Below are 18,813 nucleotides of genomic sequence, written 5' to 3'. Positions count from 1 at the left end.
AGGGTGAGTACGAGCCCAAGGATTCCAACAAGAGCTCGGCGGGACGGAAGGTTAACCGCAGAACGGAGATCATTCTCACGCCTCGTCTGGATGAGTTCTTCCAACTCCTGACCCCTCAACAAGATCAGGCTAAATAAGTCATAAGGTTTTGAGTAAACGAAAAATCCCGGGCCTTTCTAGTCCCGGGATTTTTCGTTTCTATATGCATTTTCTTTCCTGCCTTCATCAGGGCTATCGCCGAACCCTGTATCTTTCCAGCCGATTATACGTCTTCCGTTCATGGAAAATAAAATTCTCATCATTGACGATGAAACCCGCTTACGCAGTTTGCTAGCCCGCCTGCTGAAGCTTGAACAGTATCAGGTTCTGGAAGCCGAGAACATTCGTTCCGGATTAAAGGTACTCGAAGAAAATAGTGACATTGAAGTAGTGCTCATGGACGTTCGTCTGCCCGACGGCAACGGTGTGGATACGGTACAGAAAATCAAGCAACGCTATCCTTGTATGGAAGTATTGCTACTGACAGCTTACGGTACCATTCCGGATAGCGTGACGGCCATGAAAAACGGGGCTTTCGACTATCTGGTAAAAGGGGATGATAATGATAAAATCATGACGCTGGTAGCCAAGGCCGCCGAAAAAGCCCGCTTGCAGTTCAGGATTCGGGAACTGGAACAACAGGTTGCTGGCAACCTGTACGCACTGGATCAGATTCAGGGACAGTCGCCCGCCATTCTTCGGGCCAAAGATCTGGCTCGGAAAGTCGCTCATACCGACACGACGGTGTTGTTGATCGGAGAAACGGGTACGGGCAAGGAGCTTTTTTCGCAAGCGATCCATCGGGAAAGTAATCGTCGAACCAAAACTTTTCTAGCTATCAACTGCGGAGCGTTCTCCCGTGAATTGCTGGAAAGCGAGTTGTTTGGTCACCGGGCCGGAGCGTTTACTGGAGCCTTGAAAGACAAAAAGGGTTTGTTTGAAGAAGCCAATCACGGTACGCTTTTTCTGGATGAAATTGGTGAGTTATCGCTGGATCTACAGGCTAAATTACTTCGCGTACTCGAAAGTCATGAATTCATTCGCGTGGGTGATACGAAACCGACGCAGGTAAACGTACGCATCATCGCCGCTACGAATCGTGATTTATTGAAAGAAAGTCAGGAAGGGCATTTTAGAGCCGACTTATACTATCGTTTGTCCGTTTTTCAGATTGAACTCCCGTCCTTACGCGAACGTCTCGACGATTTACCCTTACTGGCTCAGGGTCTGGCTCGTACGCTTTCCGAGCGACTCCGCATTCCGTTTCGAAGCATCGACCCGGCCTTTTTGCAGCAACTGAGCCAGCATGCCTGGCCGGGTAATATCCGGGAACTACGCAACGTCATCGAACGGGCTCTGATTCTGACCGAGGATGGCATCTTACGAGCCGATAGTCTGCCGTTCCGGGAAAGTACCCCTCTGGATTCTTTCGAACTTTCCGCCGTTGAGCAACGTCACATTCGTAAGGTACTCCAGCACACGCAGGGTAATAAAACGGAAGCCGCCCGTCTATTGGGTATTGGGCTAACCACGCTGTATCGTAAAATTGAAGAATATCATCTGGGGTAATGTCAAGGATTAGGCTGAGCCGCAATTCTCCAGAAACAACCCGTTGGAACGGTTGTTAAACAGGTAGCTATAAAACAGAACTGATACTTTACAGAGGCAACCATTCAACCCTATGAAAAAGCTAGTTTTTTGTTGGTTAGGAATCCTCAGCGTATGGAGTTGTAAATCCAGTTCAGATCCCTTTGAAGGCATAGAAGCTTTGCCGATGGGTATCTATGATGTACAACTGTATGTGTTGAATGGCGACACGCTTTACTACAGCCCAAGCATTAATAAAATCGAAGCCGGAGCATTCTATATCGAACCGTATCGTACCAAAACCGACTCAATTAGCTTAATAACAACCGTCAATCGGCCAGGAAATCTGGGGCAGACGGTAGCAGAAAATTTCCATGGCCTAGAAAAGACCAGTAGCGGTTATAAATGGTCGGGTGCCTATCGAACGGATAAAGACTACCAGGGCAAAATTCAGAACGATACGCTTTATCAAAAAAAAACCTTCAATCCTTGGGGTGGCTAGCGTTGCCCAACAACTATCAGATCAAAGATGCTACTTCCCCACAGCTAGAAGGTCTTACGATTATAGCCACTAAACGTTAAACCAGTAACTAACCGTTAGTAGAAGACATCCAAAAGATTCGTTGCTAGGTTTCAAGGTTACGTTCGAAACCCAGCACTGAAAGCTTTTCCCTTAACCTTCCCGTTTGTTCACATACTGCATCAGTACAATGCCACACGCAAACGCTCGGGTTTGAACTAAATCCAGCTGTTGGTACTGCGTAAGCTCCCGAAAAATGGGCATTCCCTGCCCGATTGCTACCGGATTAATCAGCAAATGGTATTCGTCGATAAGGCCATGCTGAATCAGAGAGGATACAAACGTAGCTCCGCCGTACGCGATGAGATCGCCGCCCGTCTGTTGTTTCAGGTGGCTAACTTCCTGGATTAAATCCCGAGCCAGTACCGTGCTTTCCCAGGCTGATTCCGCTAGGGTCCGGCTAAAAACTACTTTGGGTGTTTCCGTAAACTTTTGTCCGGCTGCCACTTCCGGGTGATCCGCCTGACTCGCTATCGATGCCCAGTAAGGAATGAATCCTTCGGCGAGTTTTCGGCTCAAAAGAATGGTATCGACGGGTTGAGTAATCTCGCCCACGTAGGCTTCTAGGTCCGGAGTCCAGGGTAAAGTCATCCAGTCCATTTCACCATTGGGTCCGGCGATGTAACCATCAAGGGTCATTTGTACCTGTATTTTCAGCTTTCTCATGCTTCTGTTTTTTTTGACAAAGTACGTGGATGAATGGCTTGCAGGCGGGGGCTTAATGCGTCTTTGAAAGGGACGATTGCGACAGTACAACTCCCAAGAGCAGCGGCTGTTTTCTATAAAGTCATCGTTCAGCTAATAATTTTTTACCCTTCCAAAATGAAAAAACGACCCTTTCATTTTGGAAGGGTTTTTCATTTCCCATCAATTCATTTTATCCGTAATATCCTAACAACCAACCCCTAACAATCAACAACCACTCCCTGGCATACGCCTTGAATAGTAGACAACAGACTAACATTTCTTCCTCATGCTATTCACGATTCTTTGGTTACTGCTCGGGCTGGTGTGCTTCTGGCTCTTTTTCAAATCCGTCGACTTTTTCGAAAAAATCTGAAAGCCATGTTTCTCGCTCTCTTTGTTTTAGCCCTTCTGGTTTTCGCGTACATGATTTACGTACTGCTCAAGCCCGAAAATTTTTAACGTATGACTACTGAACTACTGGGCATCGCTCTGATTTTTGGAATCACGATTGCCCTTTCGATACCCCTGGGCCGCTATATGGCCCGCGTTTACGCCGGAGAGCGGACTTTGCTTGATCCGGTACTCGGTCCCCTCGAACGGTTGTTTCTGCGGATTTCTGGTATTGATACCCTCCGGGAAATGACCTGGAAAGAGCATTTGAAAGCGTTACTGACGATCAACCTCGTCTGGTTCCTCTGGGCGATGTTCGTCCTGACGAATCAAAGCTGGCTACCCTGGAATCCCGACGGAAACCCCGACATGACGCCCGATCTGGCATTTAATACGGCCATTAGCTTCCTCGTCAACTGTAACCTCCAACACTACTCCGGAGAAACGGGTGTTTCGTACTTCACGCAGATTTTCTGTCTGAATTTCCTGCAATTCGTATCCGCCGGTACGGGCATGGCAGCGGCCGTGATTGTGTTTAAAGCCATTCGCGATAAACAGACGACGCAGCTCGGCAACTTCTACGATTTCTTTCTGAAATCCTGTACCCGCGTGCTGCTTCCCCTCTCGCTGATCGTCGCTGTGACGTTGGTCTTCAACGGTACACCAATGAATCTGGAAGGCAAGGCTTCGTACGTATCCATGCAGGGCGATAGCGTACAGGTGTCACAGGGACCGGCGGCGGCCATGATCGCCATCAAACACATCGGTACGAATGGGGGTGGTTATTTCGGAGTGAACTCCGCTCACCCACTCGAAAACCCCAGTTATTTCACGATGATCGTGGAATTGCTCGCTCAAACGATCATTCCGCTGGGGATGATTTTTGCCCTGGGTTACTACATCCGTAACCGGAAATTCAGCTACATGGTATTCGGCGTGATGACCGTCGGTTTTCTGGCCTTACTGGCTCCGGCGGTATGGAGTGAAGTACAGGGAAACCCCGCCATCGCTCAGTTGGGCATCAGCCAGCCTGGCGGCAGCATGGAAGGCAAGGAGGTTCGTTTTGGCTCGGTCGCCTCGGCGTACTGGAGCATCATCACGACCGTCATTTCTACGGGTTCCGTCAACGCCATGCACGACAGTACCATGCCCTTATCCGGCATGGCTGAGCTGCTGAGCATGATGACCAACGCCTTCTATGGCGGTTGCGGGGTCGGTATTCTCAACTTTTACATCTTCATTATTCTCGCGGTATTCATTTCAGGCTTGATGGTAGGCCGTACGCCCGAATTCATGGGTAAGAAAGTCGAAGGGCGAGAGATGAAAATTGCCATGATTGTAGCCCTTCTACACCCTTTACTGATTATGGCCGGTACAGCGATTGCGAGCTACCTGGCGGCGGGCGATGTGAACATGGGCTGGTGGTATGTCAATGCCGAAGGTCAACCCAATACGGCGACGGCCTGGCTGAATAACCCCGGTTTCCACGGATTCTCGGAAATGCTGTACGAATACACGTCTTCGTCAGCCAACAACGGTTCCGGTTTTGAGGGGTTGGGCGATAACAATCCATTCTGGAATATTACTACGGGTATCTGTCTGATCTTTAGTCGCTTTCTGCCCATCATTGGTCCGGTAGCGATTGCGGGTCTGCTGGCTTCAAAGAAATACATTCCGGAATCGGCGGGAACGTTGCGTACCGACACGGGCACGTTTGGCATCATGGTCTTTGCGGTCATCGTTATCCTTGCCGCTCTGGCCTTCTTCCCGGCCCTGGCCCTGGGTCCGCTGGCTGAATACTTCTCTATCTAACCGTTTAGGGTTCTGAGTTTAGTGTTGAGGGTTACTCCCGCACGCAAAACTCAAAACCCAGAACTCCAAACATAACTCAACGTGAGTACTAAATCCACCCGGCTGTTTGAACCTGCGTTGGTGCAGACGGCCATTCGGGAAGCTTTTGTGAAGCTGAATCCCCGTAGTCAATTTCGTAACCCGGTGATGTTTACCGTGGAGCTGGGTACGATCGTTATGTTGCTCGTTACGGTGTACATCGTGGCAACGGGCGATCAAAGCCAGGGTTCGCTGGCCTATAACCTGATTGTTTTCATCGTGCTGTTGCTGACCCTGCTTTTTGCCAACTTCGCCGAAGCTCTGGCCGAAGCCCGTGGCAAAGCTCAGGCCGATAGCTTACGCAAAACCCGCGAAGAAACACCCGCCCGACTGGTACAACCCATTGGTGAGATGTACGTGGGCGAGATCAAAACCGTACCGTCTTCGCAACTTCGCAAAGGAGACGTCTTTATCTGCGAAACCGGTGACATCATTCCTTCCGACGGCGAAATTATTGAAGGGATTGCGACCATCGACGAGTCGGCCATTACGGGCGAATCGGCCCCGGTCATCCGGGAAGCGGGTGGCGACCGTTCGAGCGTCACGGGGGGTACAAAAGTGCTTTCTGATCAGATCAAAGTACTGGTCACGACCGAACCCGGCGAGAGTTTTCTGGATAAAATGATTGCCCTCGTCGAAGGAGCTTCTCGCCAGAAGACCCCGAACGAAATTGCCCTGACGATTTTACTAGCGGGTTTCACGCTGGTCTTCGTCATCGTGTGTATTACTCTGAAGCCTTTTGCCGACTACGCGAACACACCCATTCCCATTGCGGCCTTCATTTCGCTCTTCGTTTGTCTGATTCCGACCACGATTGGCGGTTTGCTTTCAGCCATTGGTATTGCCGGTATGGATCGGGCCCTGCGGGCGAACGTGATTACTAAATCAGGAAAAGCCGTGGAAACCGCCGGCGACGTCGATACGCTACTACTCGATAAAACGGGTACGATTACGCTGGGTAACCGTCGGGCGACGCACTTCTGGCCCGCGAATGGAGTAGCGGAAAATGATTTCGTAGAAACCGCCCTTTTGTCCTCGCTGGCCGACGAAACGCCGGAAGGAAAATCCATTGTGGAGCTGGCCCAGCAGCAGGGAATCAAGGCGAGTCTGCCCGCGGGTGTGGAACTGATTCGCTTTACGGCGGAAACCCGTTCTTCGGGTGTCAATCTTCCTTCGGGCGTTCGGATTCGGAAAGGAGCCCAGGATTCCATCCGTAATCAGGTGATTCGGCAGGGGAATACGGTGCCGGCGGAGATTGCAGATCGAGTGAAAGCGATCTCGAAAAATGGAGGTACGCCCCTGGTAGTTGCTCAAAATGATGAGGTACAGGGCGTGATTGAATTACAGGACATCATCAAGCCCGGTATGCAGGAACGTTTTGAACGTTTACGGAAAATGGGCGTAAAAACCGTAATGGTAACGGGTGACAACCCCCTGACGGCGGAGTACATCGCGAAAAAAGCGGGGGTCGATGACTTCATCGCCGAGGCCAAGCCCGAAGATAAAATGCAGTACATTCGGACCGAGCAGGCGAACGGCAAGCTCGTCGCCATGATGGGTGACGGTACCAACGACGCCCCGGCTCTGGCTCAGGCTGACGTAGGCGTAGCTATGAACTCAGGTACGCAGGCCGCCAAAGAGGCGGGAAACATGGTCGATCTGGACAATGATCCGACGAAGCTGATTGAGATCGTGGAAATCGGAAAACAGTTACTGATGACTCGCGGTACCCTCACGACTTTTTCCATTGCTAACGACGTCGCCAAGTATTTCGCCATCGTACCAGCTCTGTTCATTCTCAGTATTCCGGGCTTGCAGAGTTTGAATATTATGCGGTTACACAGTCCTGAATCGGCCATTCTTTCGGCGGTTATTTTCAACGCCATCATCATTCCCATGCTGATTCCGTTGGCTCTGAAAGGCGTAGCATACAAACCCATCGGAGCCAGTGCTCTGCTTCGCCGCAACCTGTTTATTTACGGTCTGGGTGGGGTGGTCATCCCCTTCATCGGCATCAAACTGATAGATCTGGGCGTATCACTGTTTTTCTAATAGAAGTTGAGTGGATGGTTGGGGAGGCAAGCGATTTACCTAGCCGAACCTCATCCTTTAGAAACAGCCAATGACTAGCCCGTGAGCATCTTCGAGCATTTATTGATAGTTGTTGCTTGGAATTAGCCGATTTCTGCATGGACGCAATAAAACCGCATCCCGTCCTATCGCGATAAGTCGCCTACTTCCTCGGCAATGCGGTGGCCTAGAGCAAGAGGAAGTGAGCGGCGTTCGCGATACGGACTAAATAACCAGCCGTGTTTGCGGGACGAAACAGTGACTCTGCAATACGGGAAGCCCTAGTATTTATTAAATGGATCATTATAAAAGTAAAACCATGAAATCTCATCTTTTCCCAGCCCTCAAGCTGACTATACTCACGATTCTCTTTTTCTGTATCGTTTATCCCGCCCTCGTTTGGGGCATTGCTCAACTAAGTCCGACGAAGGGTAACGTAGCTTGGGTCGAGCATAAAGGCAAAGTCGTAGGAGCGGCCTTAATCGGTCAGTCTTTTACGCAGGATGATTACTTTCAGGGCCGTCCGTCGGCGGCCGGATACAATGCCGCCAGTTCCGCCGGTTCGAACAAAGGCCCGTCTAACCCCGACTATTTGAAAGATGTACAGGCTCGCATCGACACCTTTCTGGTTCATAATCCCGGCGTAAAGAAAGCCGATATTCCTGCCGATCTGGTTACGGCTTCGGGTTCCGGCCTCGACCCTGACATCAGCGTACCGGGAGCCTTAGTACAGATTCCCCGCATTGCCCGGCTTCGGCAGATTTCCGAGGAAAAACTCCAGCAACTGGTTAAAACCCATACGCAGCGTTCACTAATCGGGGGTGTCGAAACGGTGAACGTACTTCAACTCAACGCAGCCCTTTAATTTCTTTTCCTGGTGTCTGGTACAAACCCTTTGATACGATGGTTAATGCGTTCAATCTCAATAGCCCCGTGTGCCATGCGGGGAAAACGCAGACCAGACATCGAATTTTTCTTTCACTCCCTTTCCAGTACCTATGAAAACTCTTCTTACTGCTTTCGTACTTAGTGCCACCGCCCTGACCGTTCAGGCCCAGTCGGACTCCAAGAAAGCATTGACCATCAGTGGCTACGCCGAAGTATACTATAATTACGATTTCAACCGTCCCGCCAATCACCTTAGCGATGGCTTTCTGTATAATCACAATCGTCATAATGAATTCAATTTGAACTTGGGTTTTATCAAAGCCGCTTACCAGACCGACCGCGTTCGGGGCAACCTGGCTTTGATGGCGGGTACCTACGCCCAGTATAACCTGGCGGCCGAACCCGAGCTTTTGCGTCATGTGTTTGAAGCGAATGTGGGCGTAAAACTGGCGAAAGACCTTTGGCTGGATGCCGGGATCATGCCTTCGCACATTGGCTTTGAAAGTGCCATTGGTAAAGACAACTGGACGCTGAGCCGTAGTTTACTGGCCGAAAACTCGCCCTACTACGAAACCGGAGCCAAACTTTCCTACGCCACGGGCCAGTGGTCACTATCCGCCTTAGTCCTGAACGGATGGCAGCGAATCCGGCGGGTGGATGGCAACCAGACGCCCGCCCTGGGCTGGCAAGTGCAGTACAAACCTTCCGACCGGGTAACGCTTAATTCCAGCAGCTTTATCGGGAACGACAAGCCCGACTCGACCCGGCAGATGCGGTATTTCCACAATTTCTACGGCATTTTCCAGCTGAGTTCCAAATGGGGTTTGATTGCCGGATTTGACAGCGGCTGGGAGCAAGCATCGAAAGGCTCCAGCGATTACAACTTTTGGTACTCCCCCGTGGGGATTCTGCGGTTTGCGGCGACGGATCGCTTCGCTCTGGCCGCTCGCTTTGAGTATTATGAAGATAAAAAAGGCGTGATCATTGCTTCGCCCGCTCCGTTTCAGGTATACGGATATTCGCTGAACGCTGATTACCGAATTTCGGATCAGGTACTGGCTCGGCTGGAAGCTCGCCAGTTGAGCAGTTCGGAAAACGTATTCCAGAAAAACGGGGGCTATACGAATCAGAGTACCAGTATTAAAACGTCGATTTCGATTGCGTTTTAGTAGCTTTTGAGCCTCCCGAAAGCTCTGACATTTTCGGAAGGTGTATCCATGGAAAGCTAATTACTTTTCCGAGGGAAGAACTTGCTTTCCCTCAGAAAAAAATGACAATTTTTAATCCTTTTCATCCATACGATCATGGAAAATTCCACCCGCCATTTTCTGGAACTCCTTCAGCAATCCCGGCGGGGAAAGTTTAAAGTTTATATCGGGATGAGTGCGGGCGTGGGCAAAACCTACCGGATGTTACAGGAAGCCCATACTCTGCACCGCAACGGCGTAGACATTCAGATTGCATTTGTCGAAACCCACGGAAGAGCCGAAACGGAAGCCCTGGTAACGGGGCTTCCGATGCTGGCCCGCCGGAAGGTATTTTATAAAGGAAAGGAACTGGAGGAGATGGATTTGGCGACGGTACTGGCCGTCCATCCCGAAGTAGTACTGGTCGATGAACTGGCTCATACCAATATCCCCGGCAGCAAAAACGAAAAACGCTGGCAGGACGTCCTTGAAATTCTGGACCAGGGCATTAGTGTCATTTCCGCCGTCAACATTCAGCACCTGGAAAGTCTGAATGAAGACGTCGAACGCATTTCGGGCGTACCCATTACCGAACGAATTCCCGACCACGTGTTGAGACTGGCTGACGAAGTCGTCAACATTGACCTCACAGCGGACGAACTCATTGCCCGTTTGCAGGAAGGGAAAATCTACCATCGGGACAAGGTTCAGCAGGCTTTGCGTAACTTTTTTCAGTCCGAGAAAATACTTCAGCTTCGCGAACTGGCCCTGCGGGAAGTAGCCACGCAGGTCGAACGAAAAATTCAGAAAGAACTTCCTGGTACCGCCGAACCTGAGCGGTTTATGGCCTGTATTAGCTCCTCGGCAGACACCGCCCGCCGGATTATCCGCAAAACGGCCCGACTGGCTTCGTACTACAATGCCCAATGGGTGCTGTTGTACGTGCATACACCGAAGGAAAATCAGAATAATATTTCCCTGGCCTTGCAACGTCATCTGATTAATAACTTCAAACTTGCAACCGAACTGGGAGCCGAAGTCATTCAGTTGCACGAAGACGATATTGCCCAGGCCATTACAACGACTGCCGAAAAACACCAGATTACGACGGTATGCATCGGCAAACCGCACCTGAGCTTACTGCAGGTGATCTGGCGTACTAATATATTCGGCCGACTGCTCAAACAACTGAGCGAGTCGGACATTGATTTGATCATTTTATCATGAAACTGAAGGCAAAGCTTTCGCTGGGATTATGGTTTTTGTTTCTGGTCAGTTCCCTGCTGGGTGGACTCGGCCTGTATTTCTTACGGGAGCTGGCTCAGGATTCTCAGGACATTCTTAAAGCCAATTACGAATCCCTTAGCTACGTAGAGCAGATGACCAGCTTCATTGATGGCCGCGAAGACCGCTTACGCGTAACCGATATGCAGGAATTTGAAACGGCTTTGCGAAAACAGGAACAAAACGTAACCGAAGTAGGCGAGCGGAACCTTACCCATCAGCTTCGATTGGGCTATACGCAATGGCAACGGGATACGAGCCAGTTTTTTCCCTTGAAAAGCTTACGCGAACCCTTGCACCGAATCTCCGAACTGAACCGACAGGCTATTTTTCGTAAAAGCCAAACGGCCCGCCAGACGGCCGATACCGCTCTGTTGCTGCTCAGTTGTATTGCTACGTTCTGCCTTCTGGTGACGTTTTCGTTTGCCATTAACTTTCCTTCCTTCATTGCCAATCCGATTCGGGAACTAACCGGAAAAATCAAGGAGGTTGCCGCCCGTAATTACGCGACCCGGCTGGGCTTTCGTTCGGATGACGAATTTGGCGAACTCGCCGCCGCCTTCAATACCATGGCCCAGAAACTCGACCAATGGGAAAACAGTAATCTGGCGAAAATTCAGTTCGAGAAGCGACGCGTGGAAACGGTGATCGCCTCCATGCCAGAAGCCATCATTGGTCTGGATGAGAAACGGACGATTTTGTTTGTAAACCCGCTGGGACTTTCGCTGCTGGGTATGAAAGAATCTGATTTGGTAGGCAAATACGCCCCCGACGTAGCCGTACGGAATGATTTACTCCGTACGCTGTTGCAGGGTGACCGCGATGAACTGAAAATCGTCACGGAAGGGCAGGAGGGTTATTTCAGTCGCGAAACGCAACCCGTTAAAAACGGCGATACGCAGATTGGCGAAGTCATTGTACTCCGGAACGTTACTCGCTTTCACGATCTCGATCAGGCGAAAACCAACTTTATTGCGACGGTATCTCACGAATTAAAAACGCCCATTTCGGCCATTAAGATGAGTCTGCAATTGCTCACGGACAAGCGGGTGGGCGATCTCAACGACGACCAGCAGCAACTCGTCTCGAGTATTCAGAGTGATGCCCAACGGCTCCTGCGGATTACGGGTGAACTACTGGAACTCTCACAGGTAGAAACGGGCAATATTCAGCTACAGATTGCTCCCGTCTCCGCTGAAACGATTCTTTCACTCGCTCAAGAAAGCGTTCGGAGTACGGCGGATCAGCGACACGTGCAACTGGCGGTTGAGGTACCGACCACTCCTTTATCCGTACTGGCGGATCCTGAAAAAACGGCCTGGGTGCTGGTCAATTTTCTTACCAATGCTATTCGGTACAGTCCGGAACAGGGAACCGTCCAGATCGTCATTCGAAAAGTGGATCAGTGGGCGGAATTCTCAGTACGCGATCAGGGCCGGGGCATTGAGGCATCGTACCTCAACAAGATCTTCGAACGGTATTTCCAGATCCCAAATGGCCAGGGCAAAACGGGTACGGGCCTGGGTCTGGCCATCGCCAAAGATTTCATCGAAGCTCAGGGCGGCAACATCTGGGCTCAAAGCGAGGGGTTAGGATACGGCAGCTTGTTTGCCTTCCGATTACCGCTCCATTCCTAACAAAAGAGCCTCTGAAAATCAGAGGCTCTTTTGTTAGGAATTCCTTAAACCGAGTCCCACTTACCTGATTCTCTTCGTCCTTTTACGCTTGGCTTCTCAGAACGACAAAGCTTATTCGCAAGCATGAGGAATGTCATGGAATCCTCGTAAAACCATCTCTACTTTTGCTTTCACTACCTGCAGCATTCGGGTACTTTATCTCCTTGAATTCTGTAATCTTTCACCACAACCGTAAAGCATAAATTCATGACGAAAACATCGGACCGAAAATTGGCCAAAGGCTGCTACGAACACCTCGGTGGGCAGCTCGGTAAGCTTCTACTGGAAAAGTTTCTAAAAGAGGGTTGGCTTACCAAAGACGACGCTGGCGATAAGCATTTTTTTATGACCGAAAAAGGAACCCTGGAGTTTACTAAACTGGGTATCGACTTATCATCCATTAAATCCTGAACACCATGAATCTCATCCATGATTTTGATAACTTCTTTCTCCCGGCCGACAACCTGGAGGAGGCAAAAGAATTCTACACAAAGAAACTAGGACTTGAAACGAAGTTCGACTTTTCCGACAAGGGGATGACGGCCTTCAAAGTAGGAGAAAACGAGCCTGCCATCATTCTTAGTAGTATGCCGAATGCAAGGCCTGCGATCTGGTTTACCGTAGACGATGCTCAAAAGGCATATGAGGCACTCCAGCAAAAAGGAGTACACTTCCTAAGTGAACCTTTCGAAATAGCGACTGGGTTTGCGGTCGAATTCCATGATCCGTTTGGTAATAAGCTTGGAATAACGGATTATTCTAAAGTGAAGGAATAAATGTACTGAATTAGTAGAAAACGATTTGCCAGACTAAAACGGTTAACCCTTGATTACAAATCACTAACAAAAAAGACAAAGCAACCGATGGCTACTTTGTCTTTTGAAGTCGGGATGGCGGGATTCGAACCCACGACCTCCACGTCCCGAACGTGGCAAGCTACCAGCTGCTCCACATCCCGCTGATGTGACCGAAATATTGTCGTTTTAGCTAATTTCGGAGGGCAAAGGTACGATCTCTGGCGAGAATTCGCAAAATCAGGAACGTAAAAATTCCTGCCGGTATTGCAGCGGAGCTAGCCCCGTAGTCTGTCGAAACTGTCGGTTAAAATGCGAAATATTCCCAAATCCACTCTGGAAACAGACTTCCGAAACCGTCAAATCGCCATCCGAAAGCAGGAGCTGACTGGCGTATCGAATGCGGTACTCGTTTAGCGAATCGATAAACGTCTTTTTCGTAACTTTTTTGTAATAGCGACAAAAGGACTGGGGCGTCATATTGATTAGCTCGGAGATGGTTTCCAGACGAATCTCCTGCCGGAAATGCTCGGCCATGTACGCGTAAATTTTATTCAATCGTTCGTAGTCCGTTTTCGGCAATTGGGCAAAAAACTGGCTGGTATCCAGCGTATGTACCTCCTGGCTATCGGCCAGGGTATGTAGCAAATCCAGCAGGCCCAGCAAGCGGTGAAAATGGTTATCCTTCAACAGATACTGAATTTCCTTAGTGACCCGTTCCGCCGTTTTACCGTAAAAATGTAAACCGGATTTGGCCCGTTGTAACAAGCGGGCAATCGGTAAAAACTCGGGTTTTCTAAAAAATTCAGGTCCTAAAAACTCTTCCTTGAATTGAATAACGATGGAATGAGCGGGGTCCGTATTGTTCTCGTTTTTCCAGTAATGAGGCACATTAGGGCCAATCAGTACCAAATCTCCCGCTTCAAAATCTGATACATTCGTGCCCACAAACCGTTTCCCCCGACTCGAAAGAATCAGTGTTAACTCAATTTCAGGGTGAAAATGATAGGGAGCATCGAAAGCTTTCAGCACGTGCTCGCGAAAGGTGAAAGAACTGTCAGGTAAAGCATCTATATGTTCAAAAGATGGCTTCATCTTGTATGATTTTGATCCTTGGTTTAACAAATCTATATACTCTGGATAGTATTACATAAGGTTATGTTTAAAATATATAAACACATTCCTTTTAGCTTTCCTTGAACGCACCCAACTATACGAAAAAAAATACCGCAGAAATTGCCTGAGCAAACTTCTGCGGTAGATGTACACGGTACATGGATTATTTACCAGCTCCAGATTTCAGTAAAGACTCGTAGCGATTCATGTCTTTGAAAAGCTTAAGTGATTCCCGGATTTCAGGATCTTTACTGAACGAATGTTCGCGTACCCCTTTTTGCAGGTAGTACCGTAGGATTACTTCCTGTTCCAGCATGTAGCGGATTTCATCTTTAAATTTCAGAAGATCCGAATCTTTGCTGTGAGCAAATTTAGTTTTCAAAGCCTTCAACTGCTCCTGTACCACGTCGTAGTACTTTTCCTTTCGGGCGGACGCTTCCAGTTCCTCGAATTTCCGCTCCACGTCGGTCGTGTAATCGTAATCCTTGTCGCTCAGCCACTTCACAAATTCCTGATACTCCGCATCCGAAAGGCTGAACTCACGGCCGTCTTTAATACTGGGGTGATCCGCCCGGTATTTATTGGCGTAATCAAAAATGTATCCTTTCCGCAAAAGACTCACCAGAATGGCGGACTGAGCCGGGCGATCGACGGTAACGTCGGGAGCAATGCCTCCGCCGTCATACACGGTACGACCACTTTTTTTGGTCTTAAACGCCGTTTGCAGGGAGTCGGGAATTTTCCCCACCGATCCATCCGGGTTCCGGTGTCCGTAATCAATGGCCTGAATACAGCGGCCCGATGGAATGTAGTACTTGGCCGTAGTGATCTTTAGCTTGCTGTTGTAGCTCAAATCACGCGTGATCTGTACCAGACCTTTCCCAAAGCTTCGCTGCCCGACCAGTACACCCCGATCATAATCCTGGATCACGCCGGCTACAATTTCAGCGGCCGACGCACTGCGACTATTCGTCAATACGACCAGCGGAATTTCGGCATCCATGGGTGGATTTAAGGCTGTGTAGGTTTTGTTCCATTCGCTGACTTTCCCCTTAGTACTAACAATTTCAGAATCTTTATTGACGAAGATATTCGAAATATCGACCGCCATATTCAGTAGCCCACCCGGATTGTCCCGCAAGTCCAGGATGACCTTTTTCATTCCTTTTCCTTTGAGATCGGTGAAGGCCTGGCGTACTTCCTTGGAAGCCGTTCCGGTAAAATCTTTCAAGTCAATGTAGCCCACTTCCTGATCAATCATGCCGTAGTAGGGGACATTCGTCATTTTCACCACATCCCGTCCAACGCTGATTTCCTCGGTATTTTGCTGGCCGTATCGCCGGATGCTCAGTTTCACGGTCGTACCCGTTTGCCCTTTCATCAGCTTATCGACGTTCATGCCGGGCTTTTTAATATCCAGGCCATCAATTTTCAGAATCTCATCCCCAATGCGAATCCCTGCTTTTTCGGCGGGCGTTCCTTCGTACACCATGAGTACCGTAAATCTGCCTTGTCGTTGCTGCGTCAGGATGCCGATACCGTTGTATTTGCCGGTCGTCATGGTCATATAATCCTCAATATCGTCTTCGGGATAATAAACCGTATAGGGATCCAGATTTTTAAGCATCGCGTCGATGCCCGTCCGAATGGTTTTATTCGGATTCACCTCGTCTACATAATACGTATTGAGTTCTTTAAACAACGTAGCGAAGATGTCGAGATTCTTCATGATCTCGAAGGTCCGCTCTCCCGGGTCCGTGAAGGAAAACAATCCGAGGCCTCCGACCAGGCAGGTAGTAAGAATGCCGACTTTCAGAGCGGTACGTTTCATGCGAATAAGGGCTGGCGATGAAATCCTGTTTTTAAGAACAATTTAGCGATTTTTTTTCAATTTTCGGTTATCTAAGGGCGAGATTTGCAAATTCGTCGGCGGATAAAGCCCTTTTTCGAGTTAGGAAAGTGTCGGCGTACTGGTTTTTCCGAGTTGTTTGAGTACGAATTTCATCTTTTTCTCGATGTCAGCGAAAGGCAGGATTTCTTTGGCTACGTACACAAAAGCAATCGCCACGGGTACCGATTCGACCTCCGTAATGAGGGCTTTATGCAAGCGATACGCTTCCCGCATCCGGCGTTTAATTAGATTTCGATCAACTGCTTTCTTGAAGTTTCGCTTGGATACGGATACCAAAATCTGCGGAAGCGGAGCCGTACCGGAAGCCGGCAAGGCATTCACTTTCAACGGATAACTGAATACCGCTATACTCGTGTTGTCTTTCCGGGCAAACAGCTGATCAAGCATTTTTTTGCTTTTCAATCGTTCCGTTTTCCTCAAACGCTGATCCATGGGTCGGGCTCTAAGTAAGAAGGCAATCGCGATACCTGCGTTCGGATTTCTTCTGAATGAATGGAAATGAATGAACGGCAAAGATACGGCGAAAGTACCGCAGGCCGTTCCAGAAAAAAGGAAGCACCCCAAACCGATGTCCACTATGTCTGCCAAACAAATACTCTTAGTCGAAGATGATCAGCGTTTATCCGAAAGCATTTCGCGAACGCTCACCCGTAAGGGTTATGAAGTATCGCCGGTTTTTGACGGCACGGCCGGCTTACAGGCGGCCCTGGGCCAGCGGTACGATCTTGTTATTCTGGATGTAGTTCTGCCCGGTATGGATGGCTATGCCATTTGCGGTGAACTCCGTCGGCAACGCCCGCGACTACCCATTCTGATGCTTACGGCTCTGGATGATACAGAAGATCGCCTGCGGGGCTTTGAGCAGGGTACGGACGATTACCTGGCGAAGCCCTTCGATATTCGTGAACTCCACGCCCGTATGCTGGCCCTGCTTCGCCGGAATGAGTTTATGGACGAGATTCCGATGCAAACCCGGCTTCAGATCGCCAATCTGGAAATGAACCTGTTGAGCAAAACCGTCACCCGGGATGGCGAAAAGCTGGAGCTGACCGCCAAGGAATACGCGTTGTTGGAATACTTGCTGCTGCATCAGAATCAGCTTATCACCAAAATGGAACTGCTGAAAGAAGTTTGGGGCCTGAACTTTGATCCGGGTACCAACATCGTTGAGGTGTATATTGCCTACCTGCGGAAGAAAGTCGATCGTCCCTACGAACCCAAGCTCATTCATACCAAACCCAGCCAGGGATACATTCTCCGGCCCGAGTATTAATCATGTTCATTCGCTACAAACTGGCTCTGCTGTTTTCACTGGTCGTAGCCGGATTACTGACCTTATTTTCGGCCGTGATCTATCAGATTTCCGCTTCGTACCGCGAAGAAGAGTTTCTGGGCCGGCTGGAAAATAAGGCTCGTACGACGGCCCGCTATCTGATGGATGTCAAGGAAATCGATAATGATTTGCTGAAAATCATCGATCAGAATTCGCTGACATCCTTATTCGAAGAACAGGTTCTCGTTTTCGACGAGCATAATCGGTTACTGTATTCGAGTCTGGATGATCAACCGCCCCAGTATGATCCCGCCTTACTGGCTGAAGTACGCGAGGAAAAGCGGGTGGAGCAGAGTTCGGCTAAAATTGACCTGATTGCTCTGGCTCTGCCCTCAAGTCTGAAAGCTTCGGGCAGTGAATACGTCGTGATGGCTTCGGCCTACGACAAATTCGGCAAAAGCAAACTTATTTATCTACGAAACACGCTGATGATCTGCTGGGTCGTAGGCGTAGGATTGACTGTAGTTGTCAGTGGCCTGCTGGCGGGTTTGTTTCTACGGCCCATCGCCACGATCAATACCCAGATTCAGCAGATTACGGCCCAGAATTTGAAAGAGCGTCTTCCGGAAGGCAATGGGCGGGACGAAATGGCTCAGCTGGCGATCAACTTCAACCAGATGCTCAACCGGCTTAATCTGTCTTTTGAACAACAGAAGAGCTTTGTATCCCACGCTTCGCACGAGCTTCGAACGCCCCTGGCGGCCATGAAAACCGATATTCAGTCGGGTCTGGAAGAAGCTTTATCCTCGGAAGAATATCGATTGATCCTCCGGGATTTATTTCAGGATACGCAACGTCTCATTGGGCTGACCAATGGCCTCCTGCAACTGGCCCGTCCGCTGGACCCGGTACTTCGCCGGAAACTGATTTCCATTCCTGAATTATTGCTGGACATTTATGCCGAACTCAGTTCTTTGCGAAAAGCTCAAAAGCTGGTCTTTGAGCCCATACTCGATGAACGCCGGGAGCTACTGGTACCTGGTGATGAAGCCTTACTGAAGACTCTTTTTACGAATCTGATTGACAACGCCTGCAAGTACTCGCCTACGCACGAAGCATTCATTCGGATCGGAAGTGATGCTAGCCATTGTCTGATAGACATTGAAGATAAAGGCATCGGCATACCCCCTGAAGATCAGGAACGCGTGTTCGGACCTTTTTTCCGAGCCAATAACGCGTTAATTTATAGTGGATACGGCATTGGACTGGCCGTAAGTCAACGCATTGTCGAGTGGCACGGAGGCAGTATTTCCCTCCGAAGTACCCTGGGGCAGGGGAGTACCTTTACCGTTCGATTACCCCTGAGCTAAAGGGCCTTTACTGGTTTATTTTAACATCGCTCGAAATGCGAACTTTATCCCGGTAATCAGCATATTCGCC

Annotated in this window: 16 protein-coding genes and 1 tRNA gene; 12 read left to right on the top strand and 5 right to left on the bottom strand. The window is 49.4% G+C overall.

Annotated elements, in window-relative coordinates; genetic code table 11:
- The first annotated feature begins 279 nt into the window (after nucleotides 1–279).
- Nucleotides 280–1,608, top strand: a complete 1,329-nt coding sequence (locus C5O19_RS25495; protein WP_104716192.1) for a sigma-54-dependent transcriptional regulator — start codon at nucleotides 280–282, stop codon at nucleotides 1,606–1,608.
- A 112-nt stretch (nucleotides 1,609–1,720) separates the two neighbouring features.
- On the top strand, nucleotides 1,721–2,128 hold the full coding sequence (locus C5O19_RS25490) for a hypothetical protein (protein ID WP_104716191.1): 408 nt from the start codon (nucleotides 1,721–1,723) through the stop codon (nucleotides 2,126–2,128).
- Between the two features lie 171 nt (nucleotides 2,129–2,299).
- Here C5O19_RS25490 and C5O19_RS25485 read toward each other — a convergent pair whose 3' ends face one another.
- Nucleotides 2,300–2,872 (bottom strand): dihydrofolate reductase family protein, encoded by a 573-nt coding sequence (locus C5O19_RS25485; RefSeq protein WP_104716190.1) that lies wholly within the window; start codon nucleotides 2,870–2,872, stop codon nucleotides 2,300–2,302.
- A gap of 483 nt (nucleotides 2,873–3,355) precedes the next feature.
- Here C5O19_RS25485 and kdpA point away from each other — a divergent pair, with 483 nt between their 5' ends.
- The 8 genes from kdpA to C5O19_RS25440 all read left to right on the top strand — a co-directional run bounded on the left by kdpA (nucleotide 3,356) and on the right by C5O19_RS25440 (nucleotide 13,054).
- The gene (gene kdpA, locus C5O19_RS25475; protein ID WP_104716188.1) at nucleotides 3,356–5,095 is read left to right on the top strand and encodes a potassium-transporting ATPase subunit KdpA; all 1,740 of its coding nucleotides are present in this window, start codon (nucleotides 3,356–3,358) and stop codon (nucleotides 5,093–5,095) included.
- A gap of 81 nt (nucleotides 5,096–5,176) precedes the next feature.
- A complete protein-coding gene (gene kdpB / locus C5O19_RS25470; RefSeq protein ID WP_104716187.1) occupies nucleotides 5,177–7,225 on the top strand; it encodes a potassium-transporting ATPase subunit KdpB in 2,049 nt (682 codons plus the stop codon).
- A gap of 337 nt (nucleotides 7,226–7,562) precedes the next feature.
- Complete coding sequence (locus tag C5O19_RS25465) at nucleotides 7,563–8,108, top strand: K(+)-transporting ATPase subunit C (protein WP_104716196.1); 546 nt, start codon at nucleotides 7,563–7,565, stop codon at nucleotides 8,106–8,108.
- A 133-nt stretch (nucleotides 8,109–8,241) separates the two neighbouring features.
- Nucleotides 8,242–9,300 carry a porin gene (locus tag C5O19_RS25460; protein WP_104716186.1) on the top strand — a complete coding sequence of 353 codons (1,059 nt, stop codon included), beginning with the start codon at nucleotides 8,242–8,244 and terminating at the stop codon, nucleotides 9,298–9,300.
- 135 nt (nucleotides 9,301–9,435) lie between these two features.
- Nucleotides 9,436–10,545 (top strand): histidine kinase, encoded by a 1,110-nt coding sequence (locus C5O19_RS25455; RefSeq protein WP_104716185.1) that lies wholly within the window; start codon nucleotides 9,436–9,438, stop codon nucleotides 10,543–10,545.
- On the top strand, nucleotides 10,542–12,239 hold the full coding sequence (locus tag C5O19_RS25450; RefSeq protein ID WP_104716184.1) for a HAMP domain-containing sensor histidine kinase: 1,698 nt from the start codon (nucleotides 10,542–10,544) through the stop codon (nucleotides 12,237–12,239). Before C5O19_RS25455 ends, C5O19_RS25450 begins: the two co-directional genes overlap by 4 nt.
- Before the next feature lie 246 nt (nucleotides 12,240–12,485).
- Nucleotides 12,486–12,689, top strand: coding sequence for an ArsR family transcriptional regulator (locus C5O19_RS25445; RefSeq protein ID WP_104716183.1), 204 nt, complete (start codon nucleotides 12,486–12,488; stop codon nucleotides 12,687–12,689).
- 5 nt (nucleotides 12,690–12,694) lie between these two features.
- Nucleotides 12,695–13,054 carry a VOC family protein gene (locus tag C5O19_RS25440; protein WP_243406518.1) on the top strand — a complete coding sequence of 120 codons (360 nt, stop codon included), beginning with the start codon at nucleotides 12,695–12,697 and terminating at the stop codon, nucleotides 13,052–13,054.
- A 109-nt stretch (nucleotides 13,055–13,163) separates the two neighbouring features.
- On the opposite strand, the gene C5O19_RS25435 is transcribed toward C5O19_RS25440, so the two are convergent.
- From C5O19_RS25435 to rnpA, 4 genes are all read right to left on the bottom strand, one after another.
- Nucleotides 13,164–13,236, bottom strand: a tRNA-Pro gene (locus tag C5O19_RS25435).
- 76 nt (nucleotides 13,237–13,312) lie between these two features.
- Nucleotides 13,313–14,167 carry a helix-turn-helix domain-containing protein gene (locus tag C5O19_RS25430; RefSeq protein ID WP_104716182.1) on the bottom strand — a complete coding sequence of 285 codons (855 nt, stop codon included), beginning with the start codon at nucleotides 14,165–14,167 and terminating at the stop codon, nucleotides 13,313–13,315.
- Nucleotides 14,168–14,351: 184 nt separating this feature from the next.
- Entirely contained in the window at nucleotides 14,352–16,019 is a 1,668-nt protein-coding gene (locus C5O19_RS25425) for a S41 family peptidase (RefSeq protein ID WP_104716181.1), read from the bottom strand.
- A 120-nt stretch (nucleotides 16,020–16,139) separates the two neighbouring features.
- A complete protein-coding gene (gene rnpA / locus C5O19_RS25420; protein ID WP_104716180.1) occupies nucleotides 16,140–16,532 on the bottom strand; it encodes a ribonuclease P protein component in 393 nt (130 codons plus the stop codon).
- A 145-nt stretch (nucleotides 16,533–16,677) separates the two neighbouring features.
- Here rnpA and C5O19_RS25415 point away from each other — a divergent pair, with 145 nt between their 5' ends.
- Both C5O19_RS25415 and C5O19_RS25410 read left to right on the top strand, forming a co-directional pair.
- On the top strand, nucleotides 16,678–17,373 hold the full coding sequence (locus tag C5O19_RS25415) for a response regulator transcription factor (RefSeq protein WP_104716194.1): 696 nt from the start codon (nucleotides 16,678–16,680) through the stop codon (nucleotides 17,371–17,373).
- 2 nt (nucleotides 17,374–17,375) lie between these two features.
- Nucleotides 17,376–18,743 (top strand): HAMP domain-containing sensor histidine kinase, encoded by a 1,368-nt coding sequence (locus C5O19_RS25410; RefSeq protein WP_104716179.1) that lies wholly within the window; start codon nucleotides 17,376–17,378, stop codon nucleotides 18,741–18,743.
- Nucleotides 18,744–18,813 lie beyond the last annotated feature (70 nt).

Source organism: Siphonobacter curvatus, from assembly GCF_002943425.1.
Taxonomy (GTDB): Bacteria; Bacteroidota; Bacteroidia; order Cytophagales; family Spirosomataceae; genus Siphonobacter; species Siphonobacter curvatus.
The sequence above is the reverse complement of the archived record's forward strand: the minus strand, read 5'-3'. Positions and strand labels throughout refer to the sequence as shown.